At 62.1% G+C, this 18,724-nt stretch carries 14 protein-coding genes and 1 pseudogene; 2 read left to right on the top strand and 13 right to left on the bottom strand.

The window, feature by feature from the left end:
• Window positions 1-9: 9 nt before the first annotated feature.
• The 7 genes from M8997_RS04310 to M8997_RS04280 form a co-directional block, all read right to left on the bottom strand.
• Window positions 10-237 (bottom strand): twin-arginine translocase TatA/TatE family subunit, encoded by a 228-nt coding sequence (locus M8997_RS04310; protein WP_250014069.1) that lies wholly within the window; start codon window positions 235-237, stop codon window positions 10-12.
• A gap of 183 nt (window positions 238-420) precedes the next feature.
• The gene (gene scpB / locus M8997_RS04305) at window positions 421-1,134 is read right to left on the bottom strand and encodes an SMC-Scp complex subunit ScpB (RefSeq protein ID WP_250014068.1); all 714 of its coding nucleotides are present in this window, start codon (window positions 1,132-1,134) and stop codon (window positions 421-423) included.
• Entirely contained in the window at window positions 1,127-1,924 is a 798-nt protein-coding gene (locus M8997_RS04300; protein WP_250014067.1) for a ScpA family protein, read from the bottom strand. The genes scpB and M8997_RS04300 overlap by 8 nt, the downstream gene beginning before the upstream one ends.
• 68 nt (window positions 1,925-1,992) lie before the next feature.
• Window positions 1,993-3,012, bottom strand: a complete 1,020-nt coding sequence (gene nagZ / locus M8997_RS04295; RefSeq protein ID WP_250014066.1) for a beta-N-acetylhexosaminidase — start codon at window positions 3,010-3,012, stop codon at window positions 1,993-1,995.
• Window positions 3,013-3,141: 129 nt separating this feature from the next.
• Window positions 3,142-5,622: an SPOR domain-containing protein gene (locus tag M8997_RS04290; RefSeq protein WP_250014065.1), complete on the bottom strand. Its 2,481-nt coding sequence runs from the start codon at window positions 5,620-5,622 to the stop codon at window positions 3,142-3,144.
• Between the two features lie 99 nt (window positions 5,623-5,721).
• A complete protein-coding gene (gene argS / locus M8997_RS04285; RefSeq protein ID WP_250014064.1) occupies window positions 5,722-7,479 on the bottom strand; it encodes an arginine--tRNA ligase in 1,758 nt (585 codons plus the stop codon).
• A 64-nt stretch (window positions 7,480-7,543) separates the two neighbouring features.
• A complete protein-coding gene (locus tag M8997_RS04280) occupies window positions 7,544-8,746 on the bottom strand; it encodes a deoxyguanosinetriphosphate triphosphohydrolase (protein ID WP_250014063.1) in 1,203 nt (400 codons plus the stop codon).
• Window positions 8,747-8,918: 172 nt separating this feature from the next.
• Between M8997_RS04280 and erpA the strand changes: the two genes are divergently transcribed.
• Window positions 8,919-9,254: an iron-sulfur cluster insertion protein ErpA gene (gene erpA / locus M8997_RS04275; protein ID WP_250014061.1), complete on the top strand. Its 336-nt coding sequence runs from the start codon at window positions 8,919-8,921 to the stop codon at window positions 9,252-9,254.
• 117 nt (window positions 9,255-9,371) lie between these two features.
• Window positions 9,372-10,151: an exodeoxyribonuclease III gene (gene xth / locus M8997_RS04270; RefSeq protein WP_250014059.1), complete on the top strand. Its 780-nt coding sequence runs from the start codon at window positions 9,372-9,374 to the stop codon at window positions 10,149-10,151.
• Window positions 10,152-10,165: 14 nt separating this feature from the next.
• Here xth and M8997_RS04265 read toward each other — a convergent pair whose 3' ends face one another.
• The 6 genes and pseudogenes from M8997_RS04265 to M8997_RS04240 all read right to left on the bottom strand — a co-directional run bounded on the left by M8997_RS04265 (window position 10,166) and on the right by M8997_RS04240 (window position 18,628).
• Window positions 10,166-10,960: a tetratricopeptide repeat protein gene (locus M8997_RS04265; RefSeq protein ID WP_250014057.1), complete on the bottom strand. Its 795-nt coding sequence runs from the start codon at window positions 10,958-10,960 to the stop codon at window positions 10,166-10,168.
• Entirely contained in the window at window positions 10,954-11,256 is a 303-nt protein-coding gene (locus M8997_RS04260) for a hypothetical protein (RefSeq protein ID WP_250014055.1), read from the bottom strand. The genes M8997_RS04265 and M8997_RS04260 overlap by 7 nt, the downstream gene beginning before the upstream one ends.
• A 252-nt stretch (window positions 11,257-11,508) precedes the next feature.
• Window positions 11,509-12,801, bottom strand: coding sequence for an OmpP1/FadL family transporter (locus M8997_RS04255; protein ID WP_250014053.1), 1,293 nt, complete (start codon window positions 12,799-12,801; stop codon window positions 11,509-11,511).
• 373 nt (window positions 12,802-13,174) lie between these two features.
• On the bottom strand, window positions 13,175-15,961 hold the full coding sequence (locus tag M8997_RS04250; RefSeq protein WP_250014051.1) for a valine--tRNA ligase: 2,787 nt from the start codon (window positions 15,959-15,961) through the stop codon (window positions 13,175-13,177).
• Between the two features lie 196 nt (window positions 15,962-16,157).
• Window positions 16,158-16,364: pseudogene (locus M8997_RS22225) on the bottom strand (PopZ family protein); the annotation flags it as partial.
• A gap of 863 nt (window positions 16,365-17,227) precedes the next feature.
• Entirely contained in the window at window positions 17,228-18,628 is a 1,401-nt protein-coding gene (locus M8997_RS04240; RefSeq protein ID WP_250014047.1) for a TolC family outer membrane protein, read from the bottom strand.
• Window positions 18,629-18,724 lie beyond the last annotated feature (96 nt).

Below are 18,724 nucleotides of genomic sequence, written 5' to 3'. Positions count from 1 at the left end.
ACAAAAAGCTCAGGACTTTGTTGTCTTTTCCTTGACCGAATTCACCGGCTGGTTCGGTTCATTGTCGATGGTCTTGGCGTTGTCGGCAGCCTTGGTGTCATCCTCGCTCATGCCGTTCTTGAAATTCTTGATGCCCTTGGCAACGTCGCCCATCAATTCCGGGATCTTGCCACGGCCAAACAACAGAAGCACCACGGCCAGCACGATAAGCCAGTGCCAAATTGAAAAACTACCCATTTTTTCCTCGCATTCACCCAATCGATTGAGCTGATTTAAGCTTTTTGCTCGTGCGTTTCAAACACAAGTCGCACTTGTTGTTTCACATTCACGCGTTCTCAGCGCAAGTGGCAATCGAAAAGCGCGCGTCAAAATATATTCGCCGGAGAATGTGGCGAACTGATTGCCGGGGAGATCGCGCCGCTAATCGCCGTCATCGAGAGGCGTCAGCAGGCCGAGCTCGGCAAGGTCGATATCCGTCAGCGGGTCCTCGTCCTCGGTCAGTTCGTCGGGGTCATTGGCCGGAACCGGTATGGCGAAATTGGTCGGCATGCGCGCCGAAAGCAGGCCCGCACCGCGCAATTCGTCGATTCCGGGCAGATCGCGCACCTCCTGCAGGCCGAAATGGTCCAGGAACGCGATGGTCGTCCCATAGGTGATCGGCCGCCCGGGCGTGCGGCGCCGGCCGCGAAACTTGATCCAGCCCGTTTCCATCAGCACGTCGAGCGTGCCCTTGGAAGTCTCGACGCCGCGGATTTCCTCGAGCTCGGCGCGCGTGACCGGCTGGTGATAGGCGATGACGGCAAGGACTTCCAAGGCAGCGCGCGAAAGCTTCTTCAGCTGCACTGCCTCGCGGTTCATCAGGAAGGCGAGATCGGCAGCCGTGCGAAACGCCCAGGAACCGCCGATCTGGCGCAGATTGATGCCGCGCTTGGAGTAGATTTCCTGCAATTCGCCGAGAATGGCCGGAATATCGGCGCCACTTGGCAGCCGTTCCTTCAGTGCCTTCTCGGAAACGGGTTCGACCGAGGCGAAAAGGACTGCCTCCGCCATGCGCAGGGCTTCGGAAACGGGCACGCGGGAGTTCCAGTCCTCCTGGTCCTGCTCGTCGACGCTGTTTTCGTCCATCTCAGCCATTCACCGCATCCTTGACGCGCACTTCCGGAGGGTTGCGCAGGTAAAGTGGCTCGAAAGCGCCGGTCTGCCTTATCTCCAGATGCCCCTCGCGCACCATTTCGAGGCTGGCGGCGAAGGAACTGGCAATGGCGGTCCTGCGCTCGGCCGGCGAAACGATGAACTGGATCAGATACTGGTCGAGCGCCGTCCAGTCCTTCAACTCGCCGACGAGCCGCATGAGAATGGTCCGCGCATCCTTGAGCGACCACACGCTGCGGCGCGCGATCTGCACCTGCGATACGGCGCGCTTCTGGCGTTGCGACGCATAGGCGGTCAGCAGTTCGTAGAGCGTGGCGGAATAGCTATTGGTCTGCTCGACGATGACCGCTTCCGGCATGCCGCGGGCGAAAACGTCGCGCCCGAGTCGGTTGCGGTTGATCAGCTTCATGGCCGCATCGCGCATGGCCTCCAGGCGCTTGAGCCTGAATTGCAGCGTCGCCGCCAGTTCCTCGCCGCTTTCGCCGGCATCGCCGGGAGCCTTGGGGATGAGCAGCTTGGACTTGAGGTAGGTAAGCCAGGCGGCCATGACGAGATAATCGGCCGCAAGTTCGAGACGCAGCGCCTGCGCCTGGCGGATGAACTGCAGATATTGATCGACCAGCGCGACGACGGAAATCCGGGCGAGATCGACCTTCTGGTTGCGCGCCAGATGCAGGAGCAGGTCCAGCGGGCCTTCGAAGCCGTTGACGTCGATGACGAAGGTCGGCTCGCTGAGACCGCGATCGGTGGCGTTGTCCCATAGCGCATCCATCGGCGCGTCCATCCGCGCCGTTTTGTTTGCCGTCGTCCCTGTCTGTTCCGCTGTCAAATTCTCTCGCTCTATGCCACGGCCTCAAACATCTGCCCGAACTCTTCGCGCAATTCCTCTTCGATGCAAGCATCCGGCTTCCGGCGACAGGCCAGCGCCTGCCTTGCCCGCTCCTGCGTCCTGCCCTGCAGGTCGGGCGCAACGGAGGCTACCGCCCGCATCTGGTCCATGATGCCATGGCAATGAAGCACCATGTCCAGCCCCGCAGCATAGATTGCCTTGCTGCGATCGACATAATCCCCAGAAAGTGCGTTCATCGAGACATCATCGCTCATCAAAAGCCCCTCGAAACCGATATGGCCGCGAATGACCTCCTCGACCACCTTGCCCGACGTGGTCGCCGGAAGCTGCGGATCGATGGCGGAAAAGATGACATGGGCGCTCATCGCCATCGGCAGATGCGCCAGCGCCTTGAACGGGGCGAAATCATGCTCGGCCAGATCGTCGAATGGCGTCGTCACAGTCGGAAGCTCGTGATGCGTGTCGGCAAAGGCCCTGCCATGGCCCGGAATGTGCTTCATGATCGGCAGCATGCCGCCCGCAAGCAGCCCCTCCGCCGCCGCGGCGCCCATGGCGGCGACGATGGCGGGCTCCTTGGCATAGGCGCGCGCGCCGATCACGTCATTGGCGCCTTCCACCGGCACGTCGAGCACGGGCAGGCAATCGACATCGATGCCGAGCTTCAACAGGTCGAAGGCATGCAGGCGCGACAGCAGCCAGGCAGCGCGCAGGCCAAGCTCCTCGTCCGAACGGTAGAGCGCGCCAAGCGCCGCGCCGGCGGGATAGTCGGGAGCCAGCGGAGGACGCAGCCGCTGGACGCGGCCTCCCTCCTGGTCGATCAGGATCGGCGCATCGTCCCGGCGCACCACATGGCGCAGATGCCCGCAAAGGTCCTCGATCTGCGCCCGCTCGCTGACATTGCGCGCGAAAAGGATGAAGCCCCAGGGCCGCTCGTCCGCAAAGAACGCGATCTCGTCCGGGGTGAGTTTTGTTCCGGACGTGCCGGCAATCCATGCTTTTGATTCGCTCATGATCCGATTCTATCGGGCTGAAGCCAATTGTTGAAGCGATTTCGCCATGACGCCCGCGGCAGCCAGGCGGGCGCCCGAAACGACGAAAGCCCCGCGCGATGCGGGGCTCCCGTCAAGATTTGTGCCGGTCTACCGGGTGACGAAGCAGTTGCCGCCCGCAGACTTGTATTTCGAGCAGAGGTTGATCGCGTCGGACTTGGAGCCGGCAGGAATGCGAACCCGGTAATAGGTGCCCTTTCCTGCGATTTCCGCCTGGCGGATATCGACGCCGCGTCCGCCGATCACGCCTGCGAACTTCTGCGACAGCGACGCGTAGGACTTCTGCGCACCCTCGACCGTCGGCTGGGAAGCAATCTGGATAACGTAGCTTCCGGCGGCCGGCGCTACCGATGCGACCTGCTGGCCCGCGGCGGCGGCTTTCGGCGGTACCCGATCGACGATGTCGAGCGGCTGTTCGGCCGGACGATCACCGAGCGGCACGTTGGTCGGCGCTACCGCCGCAGTCGTTTCCGGCGTGACCTTCCTGGTCTGGACAGGCTTCGGTGCGGCGGCGGCGGTGGCCCGCGGTGCGGCGGGTGCTGTGGCTGCCGGTGCCGGTGCCGCCGGCGCTGCGGCCTCGGGTGCTGCCGGCGTCGCATCGGACGGGACTGAATCCACCAGTGCGCCGATCGCATCATCATCGTTCTCGGCCTGGACCGGCGAACTTGCGACCGCTGCCGGGCGCTCCGCCGGTGCCGCTGCCGGGCCGGCATTGGCCGGGGCGGCGTCATCGTTGATCGAAGCCACCATCGTGCCATCCGGGCGAACGACCATGGTCTGCACCTTGCGCGGCGCAATGGCGCTGTTGCGCTCGGCCGGCTGGTTTTCCGCGGCGTCCTGCTGGATCGGATCGATGCGCGCATCGGCCTTTTCCATGATCGGCACGCCGGCATCGTCATCGGCGGCGGCAAGATCGACCGGCTCTTCGCTGCTGGTCACCAGCTGTTCCTGCTTGGGCGCTTCGGGCGTCGCCGTCGCACCCCTGTCGTAAACCGCCTTGTCCTGGTTCGGCACGACAGGCGCATTGTTCGTTTCAGGCTTGACCTTGGTCGGCGCAGTATCGGCCATGATCACCACCGGTTCGCCGCTGCCGGAACCCACCCATTTATAGGCGACCGCACCGCCGACGGCGACGAGGATGACGGCGGCGGCAACACCCGGCACGAAAAGCGGGCTGCGGCCGGTCTTCCTTGTCGCGGCACTTGGCGGCACCGCCGCCATGTCGACGCCGTCATGGCGCGGATCATAGCCGAAATCGGCATCGTGTTCGGGGCCGTGCTGATAGGTGGCGCGAGCGCCCTGGCTCGCCGCTGCGGCCATGCCGGCAGCCGCCGCGCCCGCCGCCGCATAGGCAGTGGCACTGGACTGGTTCTGCCCGGAATTGTAGCTGAACACATCGGAGAATATCTCCGAATAATCGTCTTTCGGCTTCTCGGCCGGCGCGGCAGCCTCTATCGGCGCTGCTGGTGCTGGCGCAGGCGCAGGTGCCGGCTCGGGCTCCAGGGTTCCGAACACTTCGGTGAATTCGCTCGCAATATCGTCCACCGCATAATGGACCGGCGTATCCTCCTCGTACTCGACCTTGGGCAGGTCCAGCGCTTCGGTGTAGTCGACGCGGCTTTCGGTGACCGGCACCGTCTCGACCACGGGCGCCGAGCGCACGGGTTCTGCGGCTACGGCGCGATCGAGCTCATCGGCATATTGATTGAGCGCCTGCACTTCCGGAACGCTGGGCGCGCTCGAAACAGGCGTCGCGACGGGAACCTGCAATGGTTCCGGCATCTGCCGCTCGGGAGCCGGGGCCTCGGCGATCGTCTCCTGTTCGGAGAAATCGAAATTATCGAAAGCAGCGGCAAGTTCGTCGGCGTCGAACGCATCGACTTCCGCCGGCTCCGCGGACGGAGCGGCATAGGCCGTGGACTGATGCTTCTCCTCTGCCGGCTGCTCCGAATAGGCAAGCTGTGCGGGAGGCGGCTGGTAGGCGACGGGCGCCTCGGCGGCAGCAGGCTGTACGGGCTGCTGGCTGGCCGAACGGGCAATGATCGGCGCCGGTTCGGGCCGGCCCGCCACATTCGACCGGGAGCCGTAACCCCAGGATGCGTTGGCGCTGCGTGTGACTTCCGGTTGCGGCGTCGGCTCGACCTGAGGCGCTGCGCCGGCCAGAAGGTTTTCCAGCTCGTCTTCCAGGCTGAGCGACGGCTCGCCGGAGGCTCCCGCCTGCTGTGCGGAGGCTTCTGGCCCCTCGCCTGCCTCGGCGTCCGGGAATGTGTCTTCGGGTTCGTAGTCGGCATAGTCAGGCTCGGCATAGGCCGTAACCGGCGGCGTGGCCTGAACGGGAGAGAACTCCCGCTGCAGCGATTGCTGGAGACTGCTGACCGCATGGGTGGGTGCCGCAGCGGCAGGGGCTTCGTCGTCCAGCCCTCCCATCAATTCCCGCTCCAGATCCAGAGCGAGATCATCACTCGTTCCGGCCGGGTCGATCATGATCCGGGAAAGCTCCATCAAAGGATCGTCATTCCCGTGTTGCGAATCATCCTGCCGGTGAGAACGCTGAAGGTAGTTGTCCGCCATGGCGTTTATCCTGTACTCTCAACTGTGGACGCCCGAAGACGTCGCGCATTGGCCATACCAGCGCAATGTGGGCAAAAGTTGACAGGGTTTTCAACGCTTTCAGCGCATTTCGGTCGGGGCGTCCGCACCTATGATAGCAAGACCGGACGCCAAAACCTTCGAAACAACCTGAACCAGCCCTAGCCTGGCTTGGGACAAGTCTGGATCGTTAACCTTAATAAAACGTAAGTCCGGATTTTCGGTACCCTTGTTCCACTGCGCATGGAAGGCGCTGGCGAGGTCGTAGAGGTAGAATGCGACCCGGTGCGGCTCCTGATGTTGAGCCGCCGTTTCGACCAGCCGGGGATACTCCGCCAGCTTGCGGATCAAGGCGATTTCGCTCTCTTCCGTCAGCAGGCCGAAGTGCCTGGAACTCGCCGCCAGGTCGATTTCGCCGATGCCCAGTTGCTCGACCGCCTGCCGGAACACCGAGTGGCAACGCGCCGAGGCGTATTGCACGTAGAAGACCGGATTGTCCTTCGAATGTTCCGTGACCTTGGCGAAGTCGAAATCGAGCGGCGCGTCGTTCTTCCGGTAAAGCATCATGAACCGCACCGCATCCCGGCCGACTTCCTCGACGACGTCGCGCAGCGTGACGAACTCGCCCGACCGCTTCGACATCCGCACGGGCTCGCCATCCCGGAAGAGCTTCACCAACTGGCAGAGCAGCACCGTCAGCTTCGCGGTACCGCCCGAAACGGCCCGCGCCAGCGATTCCAGCCGCTTCACGTAGCCGCCATGGTCGGCGCCGAGCACATAGATCATCTCGTCGAAATGCCGGTCGTACTTGTCCTTGAAATAGGCGACGTCGGCGGCGAAATAGGTGAACTGCCCGTCCGACTTGACCAGCGGCCGATCGATATCGTCGCCGACATCCGTGGACCGGAACAGGGTCTGCTCCCGGTCTTCCCAATCGTCCGGCAATTGCCCCTTGGGCGGCGGCAGCTTGCCCTTGTAGACATGCCCCTTCAACGTGAGGTCGTTGATGGCCGACCGTATCAGCTTCGCATTGTTGGCGTGCAGCGCCCGCTCGGAGAAGAACACGTCATGGTGGACGTTGAGCGAAGCGAGATCGTCGCGGATCATCGCCATCATCGCATCGACGGTCCTGTCCTTGACGATGGCAAGGGCCTCCTCGTCCGGCATTGCCAGCAGCCTGGTGCCGAACTCGGTCGCGAGTTCCTGTCCCACCGGCACCAGATAGTCGCCCGGATAGAGCCCCGAAGGGATCTCGCCGATCTGTTCGCCGAGCGCTTCCCGGTAGCGCAGCATGACGGACCGCGCCAGCACGTCGATCTGGGCGCCGGCATCGTTGATGTAATATTCCTTGCAGACGTCGTAGCCCGCAAAGGAAAGCAGGTTCGCCAGCGCATCGCCGACGACCGCGCCACGGCAATGGCCGACATGCATCGGCCCGGTCGGATTGGCCGATACATATTCGACATTGACCCGGTGGCCGTAGCCGAGCTGCGAGCGGCCGTAGTCGAGACCCGCCGTCAGCATCGTCGTCAACTGCCGCTGCCAGTAATTGTCCTTCAGCCGAAGGTTGATGAAGCCCGGACCCGCCACTTCGATGGCGCCGATATCCGGATCGTTTTTCAGTGCTTCGCCGATTCTCGCCGCGAGTTCGCGCGGATTCTGGCCGACTGCCTTCGAGAGCACCATCGCGGCATTCGTCGCGATATCGCCATGGCTCGCATCGCGCGGCGGCTCGACACCAACGCGAGAGAGATCAACCGCAACACCTTCCGAGTTTTTCAAATCAAGGGCTTGCAGGGCGTTCTTAATCCGCGCATCGAAGTCAGCGAAGATATTCATGACGATTGTACTCTTTGATTGTTATCAGAAGGACCGGCGACCCGGTCCATAGCTGGGCGAACGCTTAAGCCAATTCGGGCGTACGGTCAAACAGCCTCCGATACTCCCGCACCGCATAGGTGTCGGTCATGCCGGCCAGAAAGTCGGCGACATGCCGTGCGCGCTGCGCCTCACTGGCGCCTTCCCGCCCCTCGCGCCAGCCCTCGGGCATGTTGCCGACATCGGCAAAATAGGCGTCGAAGAGTTCGGCGACAATGCGCTCGGCGGATTTGCGCACCCGCACCACGCTCTCGTGGAAATAGAGATTGGCGTAGAGATATTTCTTCAAGGCCTTTTCCGCCTCCCGCATTTCCGGCGAGAAATCCACGATCTTGCGCCCCGCCTCATGCACGTCGCGGATGGTCTGCGGCTTCAGCGCCGCGATATTGGCCTGCGACTGGCGGATAACGTCCTCTACCATCAGGGTGATCTGGCGGCGGACGATCTCGTGCGTCGTGCGCGTATCGTCGAGCGCGGGGTATTTTTCGCGGACGCTGCGCAGTATATCGCCGATGATGGCGACATCCGCCAGCCTGTCGAGCGAAAGCAGCCCGGAACGCAGCCCATCATCGATATCATGCGCATTATAGGCGATATCGTCGGCGATGGCGGCGCACTGGGCTTCGAGCGAGGCAAAGCGATCGAGTTCCAGATCGTTGCGGCGATTATATTCGAGCACGGCCAGGGGCACGGGCTGGGAGGCGGCATGCGGCCCGATCAGCGGTCCATTATGCTTGACCAGCCCTTCCAGCGTCTCCCAGCAGAGGTTGAGCCCGTCAAATTCCGCATAGCGCCGCTCCAGCTTGGTCACGATCCGCAGCGATTGCGCATTGTGGTCGAAGCCGCCGAATTCCGCCATCTTCGCATCGAGCGCATCCTCGCCCGTATGGCCAAAGGGCGTATGGCCGAAATCATGGACGAGCGCGATCGCCTCCGCGAGATCCTCGTCGAGGAACATGGAGCGCGCCAGCGCCCGGGCGATCTGCGCCACTTCTATCGTATGGGTCAGCCGGGTGCGGAAATGATCGTCCTCATGGGCGATGAACACCTGCGTCTTGTGCTTGAGGCGGCGAAAGGCGGTGGAGTGGATGATCCTGTCGCGGTCGCGCTGGAAGACCGTCCGCGTCGGGCTCTCGATCTCGACGACGAGGCGACCCCGGCTCGAGCGCGGATCGCTGGCATAGGACGCCCTTTCCCTGTAGCCAAACCCCAAACCCTCTATGGACATACGAAAGCTGCCTTCCAATATTCGTGGACCCGATTGTCGTGGACCCTCGATATCGTGAATGGGGGGCCGTTGACTTCCGGTTTCCCAATTCTTAGCTATGCTGTATGACGATTAGCAAGGTGCGCGCGGATCATTATGGCCTCTGCGGCCGCGCACTTCAGGGATGATGACGATGAGCGAAGTTGCAAATGTTTCTGTGTCTGACGCGGCGGCAAAGCGAATTTCTGCCATTCTGCAGTCCGAACCGGACAAGACCGCCCTGCGCATCTCGGTCGAAGGCGGCGGATGCTCCGGCTTTTCCTACAAGTACGATCTGGTGGACGGGCAGGATGCCGATGATATCGTCATCGAGAAACTCGGCGCCAGGGTGCTGATCGATTCCATCTCCCTGCCCTATATCGGCGGCTCGGAGATCGATTTCGTCGATGACCTGATGGGCCAGTCGTTCCAGATCCGCAATCCGAACGCCACTGCTTCCTGCGGCTGCGGAACCAGTTTCTCGATCTGATCCCCCTCCTGCATCCGCGCCCGTGACTCGGTCGGTTGATGGAAGCCTGTCCTTCCTTGACCCGCCATCCGTCGGGCTTGTATCGTTCCGCATCAGAACAATGGGATCTCCGACTCGATGAAGATAGTCACCTGGAACATCAATGGCGTGAAGGCGCGCATCGACGTGCTCAAGGCATGGCTGCGCGAATCGGACCCCGACATCGTCTGCCTCCAGGAGATCAAGTCGGTCGACGAGGGCTTTCCGCGCGCCGAGATCGAGGAACTGGGCTACCATGTGGAGACGCATGGCCAGAAGGGCTTCAACGGCGTCGCCATCCTGTCGAAATCCACGCCGGAGGAGGTCAATCGCGGCCTGCCCGGCGAAGATACCGACGAGCATGCCCGTTTCATCGAGGCGGTGTTCTCGACCGAAAAGGGCGTCCTGCGCGTCGTCTCGCTTTATCTGCCCAATGGCAATCCGATCACCACCGAGAAATTTCCCTACAAGCTGCGCTGGATGGCCCGGCTGGAGAAATGGGCCGAGGAGCGGCTGGCCCTGGAGGAGCCGCTGGTGCTGGCGGGCGACTATAATGTCATTCCCGAGCCGATCGACGCCAGGACGCCGGAAAGCTGGGTGAACGACGCGCTGTTCCAGCCGGAGACGCGCCAGTCATTCCGCCGCCTGGAGAATCTCGGCTTCACCGATGCGCTGCGCAGCGTCACCGATGCCGGCGGCACCTATACGTTCTGGGATTATCAGGCCGGCGCATGGCAGAAGAACAACGGCATCCGCATCGATCATCTCATGCTTTCGCCCGAAGCCGCCAACATGCTGGATTCGGCCTCTGTCGAAAAACATGTGCGCGGCTGGGAGAAACCGTCCGACCACGTGCCCGTCGCCATCTCGCTGGCGTGAGGCGAAGTCGAGCCTTAGAAGTCGCCGGTGCGGACGATATCCTGCGCCAGCACCATGGCGGTGCGGCGGTCGGCCTCGTCGGCCAGTGAGAATGCCTGTTCCTGCAGGCCGCTGATCCAGGTGCGATCCTGCTTGGGCGCATGTTCGAGCGCCGCCGTCATCATCGCGAGGCCGCGCACGGTCTTGCCGGCCTGGAACAGCAGGTTTCCAAGCATGGCCTGCGCCCCGGCATGGCCCTTCTGGGCCGAAAGACGGAACCAGCGCGCCGCCTGGTTGGGGCTGGACTGGCCGCCCTCGCCCTTCATCAGCATCCTGCCAAGCTCGAACTGCGCATTCGGATCGCCGAAATTGGACGCCGCCTGCATATAGAGGTCGCGGGCAGCCATGGGATTGGAGCGCACCGGCGAATTCGGGATGCCGCGCTTGATGTAGCCGGCAAGCGCCACCAGCGCGTCCGATACATAGCTCTCGTTCTGGGTGCCCTGGTCGGCCCCTTCCTGGATCACCTGCTCGAACATCTTGTAGGCTTCGTAATCGTCTTCCTCGACGCCGTCGCCTTCCGCATACATGCGTGCAAGCTTCCAGTTGGCGCCCTGGTGCCCTTTCTCCGCGGCGAAGCGCAAGGCCTTGACCGCCTCGTCCTTGTGGCCGTTCTTGTAGGCGGAGAAGCCGAATTTGAAGAGCGCGAAAGGACTGGAGTCCTCATTCATCTCGGTCTTGGTATCGAAGGCGTGGCAAGGCAGCGTCATGGCGCCAAGCAGCAGGCCCATTCCGGTAAAGGATGCAAGAAAACGATCAGCGATCAGCATGGCAGCACGTCTTTCTGGGACCATGCCATCGCTGTCGCATCAACGGATCGCGCCGAGCGAATGGCCGGAGAATTCAACGCCAATACGGGCGAACGGATCGCGCTCTTTGGCAGTAATGTGAATTCTTTCACATTAATGGAGCCATCTTTGGGCGGTATTTCGGCAAGAGTTGGGCCGGCAAGAATGCCGTCCGGCGCAGCGCTCGTGCGGTAGCGCGCGCTGGTCCTGTTTGAATCGCTGCCCGACGCCCCACGGCGGCCAGCAAAGAAGACATGCGAATAAAGTGTCGCTTCCATCATTTCCCCAAGCGGTCAACCAGTCATTCATACCGTCAAAAGGTTACCGCACAATCGAGGTGCTCCGGGTTTGTGGCGCAAAATGGGCAAATTGGGCGTCTGGCGGCCACCGGGCGACTCATCCTGCAACACTGTTGCCGAATCAACACAAGCGCCATGCGCGCCGGACCGGCCGTAACGCCGCCCCGCCCGGACATGCAAAAAGCCCGGCATTTCTGCCGGGCTTCGCCATTATCGGGTCTGGACGTCAGATCAGAACTTGACCTTGCCGGAAATCGACAGCGCCGAGACGAAATCATCGTCGAAATCGTAGCGGACCTTGGTGCCGCATGGCTGATTGCCGACGCATTCCGTCGGGCCGAACGAACCGGAGGTCAGGATGCCGACGGCACCGCCGACGCGCAGTTCGACATTCTTGTTGGGCGACCAGGCCACGCCGGAAGACAGCAGCCAGGTATCGGTCTGGGTCGTCAGGCCCGTGGAGGTGCCACGATCCCAGCTGACCTGCACCGAGCCGCTCCACTGGTCGTTGAACTTGTGGCCGACGCCGGCGGTCACCGTCCAGCCGTCGCGGAACATCAGGTCGAGGGATGTCACGCGGGCCGGCGAGCTCGGACCGCAGGCGACGGCGCCCTTGCTCGAGGTCGGGCAGAAGGCGATCACGTCCAGCACGCTCCAATCCACCCATTTGACCGAGCCATAGGCCAGCCAGTTCGGGGCGAAGCCGCTCTGCAACTTGAATTCGACGGATTGCGGCATCGTTGCCGTGCCGTAGACGTCGATGACCCGGCCGGCAAAGGGCAGCTTGGGATTGGCGAAGGCGGCTGGAACTTCCGTCACGTCGACCGTGCCGTTCACCTGTCCGAGATCGACCTCGGCATTATAGATCAGGCTGGCGCGCAGGGCGATTTCGGGAATTTCGTAGGACGCGCCGATGCGCCATCCGTAGCCGTCGCCCTCAAGGTCGAGAACGCCGGTGCCGTCGAAGCCCGCGGCGGCATATGGCGTCTGCAGGACCTGGCCGAGAACGAGACGCTCCTTGAAGCCCTCGACTTCCTGGTAGGACACGCCGCCGATGGCACGGACGAAGCCCTTGCCGACATCGAACTTGTAGGAGCAGGTCAGGCCGTAATCATGGCTTTCGACCTTGGTCTCGATGTTTTCATTGGCGCCGACCCAGCCGCTGCCCGGCTTGGTATGCACGCCCCATGGCTGGCTGTAGGATGCCAGGCAGTCGAATTCCGGCGTGAGACCGACCTTGGCGCCGAAGCGCGGAATGGCGTAGTCTTCCGTCTCGTCCACGGACGTCGCGCCGCCGCCGGCACCATTGGCGCCCATGCCGTCTGTCGGGTCCGTATCGCGCGCATTCTTGATGCGCCGGTCAGGCATGACGTAGATGACGCCAGCTTCCGATGCGAAACGCTCCTCGCTAAACAGCAAATCCCAGTTATACCCCCCGCGCTCAAGTCCTCCGGCCTGTGCTGCAGTGGCGATGCTGGTCAACAACAGTGCTCCACCCAGGACTGTTGATACCGTTTTTGCCATAAGTCTCTCCTCCCCAACGAAATGCGCCTGCGCTAAAATTTCGTGCATTTATTACCAATACGTAACAGGTAACCAAGAGAGCGAGAGGCGCGCAACCGCATTGTCTGGGCACCGCGCGGCACCCGGAATTGACGAATACGTAAAAACGTCGATTTTGTAGAAATTTTCGAAGCTAATCCGAAATTCCCGGCCTAATCAGAATGAATTAGGAGCGAAAAACAGGGTTTTTCGGCCGAAAAACGTCAATGTTGCGCAAATGCAACGAGCATCAAAAATGACGAAATTGGGGCTATTAACGGGCTTAAATAGGGTGGCGGCAGCCCGGTTTCAAGGCCTTGCCGCCATCCCATGTCGCTTTCGAAGCCGAAAGGAATCAACCCGCGTCGCGCACCCGCCGGATGGCGGTGCCGATCTTGTCCGCTGCCTGTTCCAGTTCGGCCAGCCGGTCGCGTTCCGCCTGCACGATTTCGGGCTTGGCGTTGGCGACGAATTTCTCATTGCCGAGCTTCTTGCCGATCTTCTCCATTTCGTCGGAGATCTTCCCGGCTTCCTTGTTGAGACGGGCGATTTCGGCCTCGATATCGATGAGATCGCCAAGCGGCAGGCATGCGGTTGCCTCGCCGATGACGAACTGCGCCGAGCCCTTGGGCGCTGCGTCGGCGAATTCGATCGACTTCACCCGCGCCCGCCATTTGATCGAAGCGTCATGGCGCTCGAGCCTTGCCCTGGTCGCCTCATTGGCATCGATGACGACGAGCGGCGCAACCGCCGAGGCCGGCACGTTCATCTCCGCCCGCACGGAGCGTATGCCGGTGACGAGGTCGATCAGCCAGTTGATCTCGGCCGCGGATTCCGCATCGGCGAAATCGAGCACCGGCCATGGCGCATGGCACAGCAATGTCTCGCGCGGATTGCCCTCGCCGGCGGTCCGCGCCCAGAGCTCTTCGGTCATGAACGGCATGAACGGATGGAGCAGCTTGTAGATCTGGTCGAGGACATAGGCGGCGCATGCCTGCGCTTCCGCCTTGGCGTCCGCATCCTCGCCGTTGAAGACCGGTTTCAGCAATTCGATGTACCAGTCGCAGAACTGGTTCCAGACGAAACGATAGGCCGCGCCTGCCGCCTCGTTGAAACGATAGGAGGTGATGCCATCGGTGACTTCGCGCACCGTATTGGTCAGCTCGGTCAGGATCCAGCGGTTGACCGTCAGCTTCGCGTCTTCCGGCCTGAAGGCGCGATCCCCCGTGACGCCGTTCATTTCGGCGAAGCGCGTCGAATTCCACAGCTTGGTGCCGAAATTGCGGTAACCGGCGATGCGGCTGGTATCGAGCTTAACATCCCGGCCCTGCGCCGCCATGATCGCCAGGGTGAAGCGCAGCGCATCGGCGCCGTATTCGTCCATCAACTCGAGCGGATCGATGACATTGCCCTTCGACTTGGACATCTTGGCGCCGTTCTTGTCGCGAACGAGAGCGTGCATGTAGACGGTGTGGAACGGCTCCTCATTCATGAAATGCAGGCCCATCATCATCATCCGGGCGACCCAGAAGAAGATGAGGTCGAAGCCGGTGACGAGCACGTCGGTCTGGTAATAGGTGGCGAGTTCCGGCGTCTTGTCCGGCCAGCCGAGCGTCGAGAACGGCCAGAGCGCCGATGAGAACCAGGTGTCGAGCACGTCTTCGTCGCGGGTCAGTATCTGGTCGGGCTTCAGATCTTCCAGCAGCGACTGCACATGCGCCTTCATCGGGCCCTCATGCGCCAGATAGTGCTGCACCGCCGCGCTCAAGGCTTCTTCTTCGCTCTTTTCGACGAAGACCTGGCCATCAGGCCCGTACCAGGCGGGAATCTGGTGTCCCCACCACAATTGCCGCGAGATGGTCCAGGGCTGGATGTTCTCCATCCAGTCGAAATAGGTCTTTTCCCAGTTCTTCGGGATGATGTTCGTCCTGCCTTCCCTGACGCTGGCAATGGCCGGCCTGGCGAGTTCGGCCGCATTCACATACCATTGGTCGGTGAGGTAGGGCTCGATCGGCACGCCGCCCCGGTCGCCATGCGGCACCGAGTGGACATGGTCCTCGATCTTCTCGAGATAGCCGCCTTCCTCCATCATCGCGACGATAAGCTTGCGCGCCGCGAAGCGGTCCTTGCCATCGAGCGCATGGATCAGCTGGTCGAGCTTGCTCGACTGCTCCAGCCCTTCAAGGAAATCATTATTGTCCTTGAGGAAGACCGACGCATCCGTATTGAAGATATTGATCTGGCGCAGATTGTTGCGCTTACCGACCTCGAAATCGTTGAAATCGTGCGCCGGCGTGATCTTGACCGCACCCGATCCAGCCTCCGGATCGGCATAGTCGTCGGCGACGATCGGTATATGCCTGCCGACGAGCGGCAGCACCACATTATTGTCGACCAGCGCATGGTAGCGCGCATCGTCCGGATTGACGGCAACGCCCGTGTCGCCGAGCATGGTTTCGGGCCGCGTCGTCGCCACCACGATATAGGTGTGCGGATTTTCCGGGTCGAAGGCGACATTCTCCAGCGGGTAGCGGAAATGCCAAAGATTGCCCTTGACCTCGTGCTGTTCCACTTCCACGTCGGAAATGGCGGTCAGAAGCTTCGGATCCCAATTGACGAGCCGCTTGTCCTTGTAGATGAGGCCCTGCTTGTAGAGCGTGACGAACACCTCGAGGACAGCCCGCGACAGGCCCTCATCCATGGTGAACCGCTCCCGCGACCAATCGCAGGATGCGCCGAGGCGCTTCAGCTGCCCGGCGATGATGCCGCCGGACTCGGCCTTCCACTCCCAGACGCGCTCGATGAACTTTTCACGGCCCATCTCGCGGCGGCCCGGCTGCTGGCGCTCCATCAACTGCCGCTCCACGACCATCTGCGTCGCGATGCCCGCATGGTCCATGCCCGGCTGCCAGAGCACGTTCTTGCCGCGCATGCGCTCGAAGCGCACCAATATGTCCTGGATCGTATTGTTGAGCGCATGGCCCATATGCAGCGATCCGGTGACGTTCGGCGGCGGTATGACGATCGCGAAAGGATCGGCGCCCGGCTTCGAACCCGCACCGGCCTTGAAGGCGCCGGCCTCGTCCCAGCGTTTGGCGATCTCTGGCTCTACGGCAGCGGCGTCATATGTCTTATCAAGCATTTAATTGTCCGTCATTTGCGGAAGGGGGAGTTGTACTGGTGTAAACCCAAACGACGGAGATAAGTCAATGCCGACTATATTCGGCCCGGCCGTTTCTGCGCGGCCGCGCTACGCGTCAGTCTTTGGCGGATAGCTCAGGCCGGCATCTTTGGCAGTTCCCGGGCGTTGCCTGCCGTATCACGGGCGCAGGAGAGGTTCAGCGCTTCACGCCGCCACGGACGACCCGCTCGATCTCTTCGCGCACGAGCCTTTCCACGAGGGTCGGGAGATTGTCGTCCAGCCACTCCTGCAGCAGCGGGCGCATGATGTCCTGTGCGATCTCGTCGAAGGAACGCCGCGGCTCGCTGCGGACGGCAAAGGACAGATCATCGAATGCCGCGCTCACCTGGCGCTCCGCCGCCGCCGAAAGGATGGGTTCCAGGGCCTGGCCCAGATTGCTCGATACGGCGTGATTGAGCTCGTCTTCGATCTCCGGACGGCCGGGCGCCGGTTGCTGCGTCGCTTCGGGAACAGGCGGCTTGCTGACGGCTTCCGGCTGCGACGGCTGCTCGTCCTTCTCGGCCGGAGGCTGCACCGCCTCGCTGACGGGGTGAGCCGTGGGAGCCTCGTCTTCAGCCAGTTCGGGCATCTCGTCTTCAGGCGCCTTGGCTTCGGGAGCTTTGACTTCCGGAGCTTTGACTTCCGGAGCCTTGGCCACTGGTGCCGGGGCTACTGGTGCCGGGGCCGAATGTGCCGGAGCGGATGGCAGTTCGTCCGCCTCCACCGCCTCGTCGTCGATGGCAGGCTTCAACACCGCGTCCGTCAATATTGCTTCCGCGGCCGGTTCGGCCGGCTGGGTAAACGGCCTCGACAGCGCAATACCCTCGCGCGGCGGCAATTCCTGCTCTGCCTCCGGCTCCTCGCCCCTCTCCAGATCGTCGGCTCTGGCGAAACGCGGCGCATCGGAATTCACAGCCACCGGAGGCAGATCGTCCGGCTTGCCCGTATCGCTTTCTTCGATGATGCGGCGGATGGAGGCGAGAATCTCCTCCATCGAGGGTTCACGCGCCAGGCTGGATGATTGTGCCATGAGATAATGCCTACTACATCTTGTTTCGGTGCTGTGCAGCGAATCTGCATGGAGTGTAGTGGCTGGCGTGTCGTTTGAGAATCCCTGCATTGCGGGATTGAAACTAACCCACAGACTTTTGATGACGCGCCGTGCAAAAGCAAAGGCCGCCGAATTGCCTCCGGCGGCCCTGCCCGATAATGAAAATCAGCCTGCTATCAGCGACCGTCCGGCGTGCGCAGACCGCCCCACTTGTCCTTGACTGCATCGTAATGCTCTTCCGGCCTGTATTCGGCGACCTGGAGACCAAGCTGCTTCGCCGAGAGGCGACCCGTCGCCAACAGGGCGGCATAGCTGCTGACGACCGCATCGCGCTCGGCCTGAACCAGCAGGATCTGCGCCGTGATCACATCGTTCTGGGCGTTCAACACGTCCAGCGTCGTGCGCTGGCCGACCTTGCGCTCCTCGATGACGCCGTTGAGCGCGAGCTGCGCGGCAGAGACCGCAGTACGCTGCGCAATGGTGGAGGCCTTTGCGGACTCCAACTCGGCAAAGGACGAGGCAATGGCCTGGCGGACGCTGTCGCGCGTCACATCGACTTCGATACGGCGCTGCGCAACGGTTTCCTTGTTCTGCCGCACGCGTGCCGAGGTCCGGCCGCCGCTATAGATCGGCACCGTCACTCTCAAACCCGCGCTTGCCGTCACGGAATCGTCTCCTGCGGAGGTGGAATAGCTCGGCGTCTCCCAGATCTCATCACGGGAGATTTCCCCGGTGAGGCTGACCTGCGGCAGCAATTCGCCCTCTACCGCCTTGACGTTGTAGCCGGCGGCATCCACCGCATAACGTGTGGCAAGGATGGCCGGATGGGTGTTGGAAGCGATCTCATAGGCCTGATCCATGGAACGTGGCAGGTTCTTGGAGGCCGGTTTTGCCGTTGCGAGCTTGGTTGGCTTGTCGCCGATTACCTGGATATAGGTCGCTTCGGCGGTCTTGGCGTTGGACTTTGCCAGATTGAGCTCGGCGATGGCCGTTGCCTTTCCGGCCTCGGCCTGGGCCACGTCCGTCCTCGTTCCCTCGCCGACATCGAAGCGGGCGCGCGCTGCACGCAACTGCTCGTCCAGTGCTTCGATATTGCGCTGGCGCAGCGCCACGATCTGCCGGGTAACGTAGACATCCATATAGGCCTGTGCCGCCGCGAACAGTCTGTTCTGCTCGGAGTTGCGCAGGTTTTCACGGGCGGCAAGGACCTGCGTCTTGGCGCCGGCGACATTGTTCCTGGTGGTGAAACCATCGAACAGCATCTGGTTGATCGACACGCCGAACGTACCGGTGCGGCTCGTGCCATTGATGCCCGAGTCGAAACGGGTATTCGCAACGCTCAGACTTGCCGTGCTGCTGATGACCGGGCGGTAGCCGGATTTGGCGATGGCGACGCCTTCATCGGTAACCCTGACGCCGGCCCGGTCGGCATTGAGCGTGGAATTGTTCTGGTAGGCTTTGGCCATGGCGCCAAAGATGGTCTCAGCCATTGAAGGCGTAGAGGCTAGTACCGTGGCTGACATCAGCGCTGCGGTTAATAATCGCTTGCCCGCTATGAACACTATAAACCCCTTCATTCTCTCTAATCGCCGACCGAACCAATCGGTTCGACGGAATTTTCAATACTCGTCCGGTTGCGAAATGACTACAGGCCTGATCCCCATTCCACAAAC

It is taken from the genome of Phyllobacterium sp. 21LDTY02-6, assembly GCF_023554255.2.
Lineage (GTDB): Bacteria > Pseudomonadota > Alphaproteobacteria > Rhizobiales > Rhizobiaceae > Phyllobacterium.
Note: the sequence above shows the minus strand (reverse complement) of the source record. Positions and strands in the feature narration are given on the sequence as shown.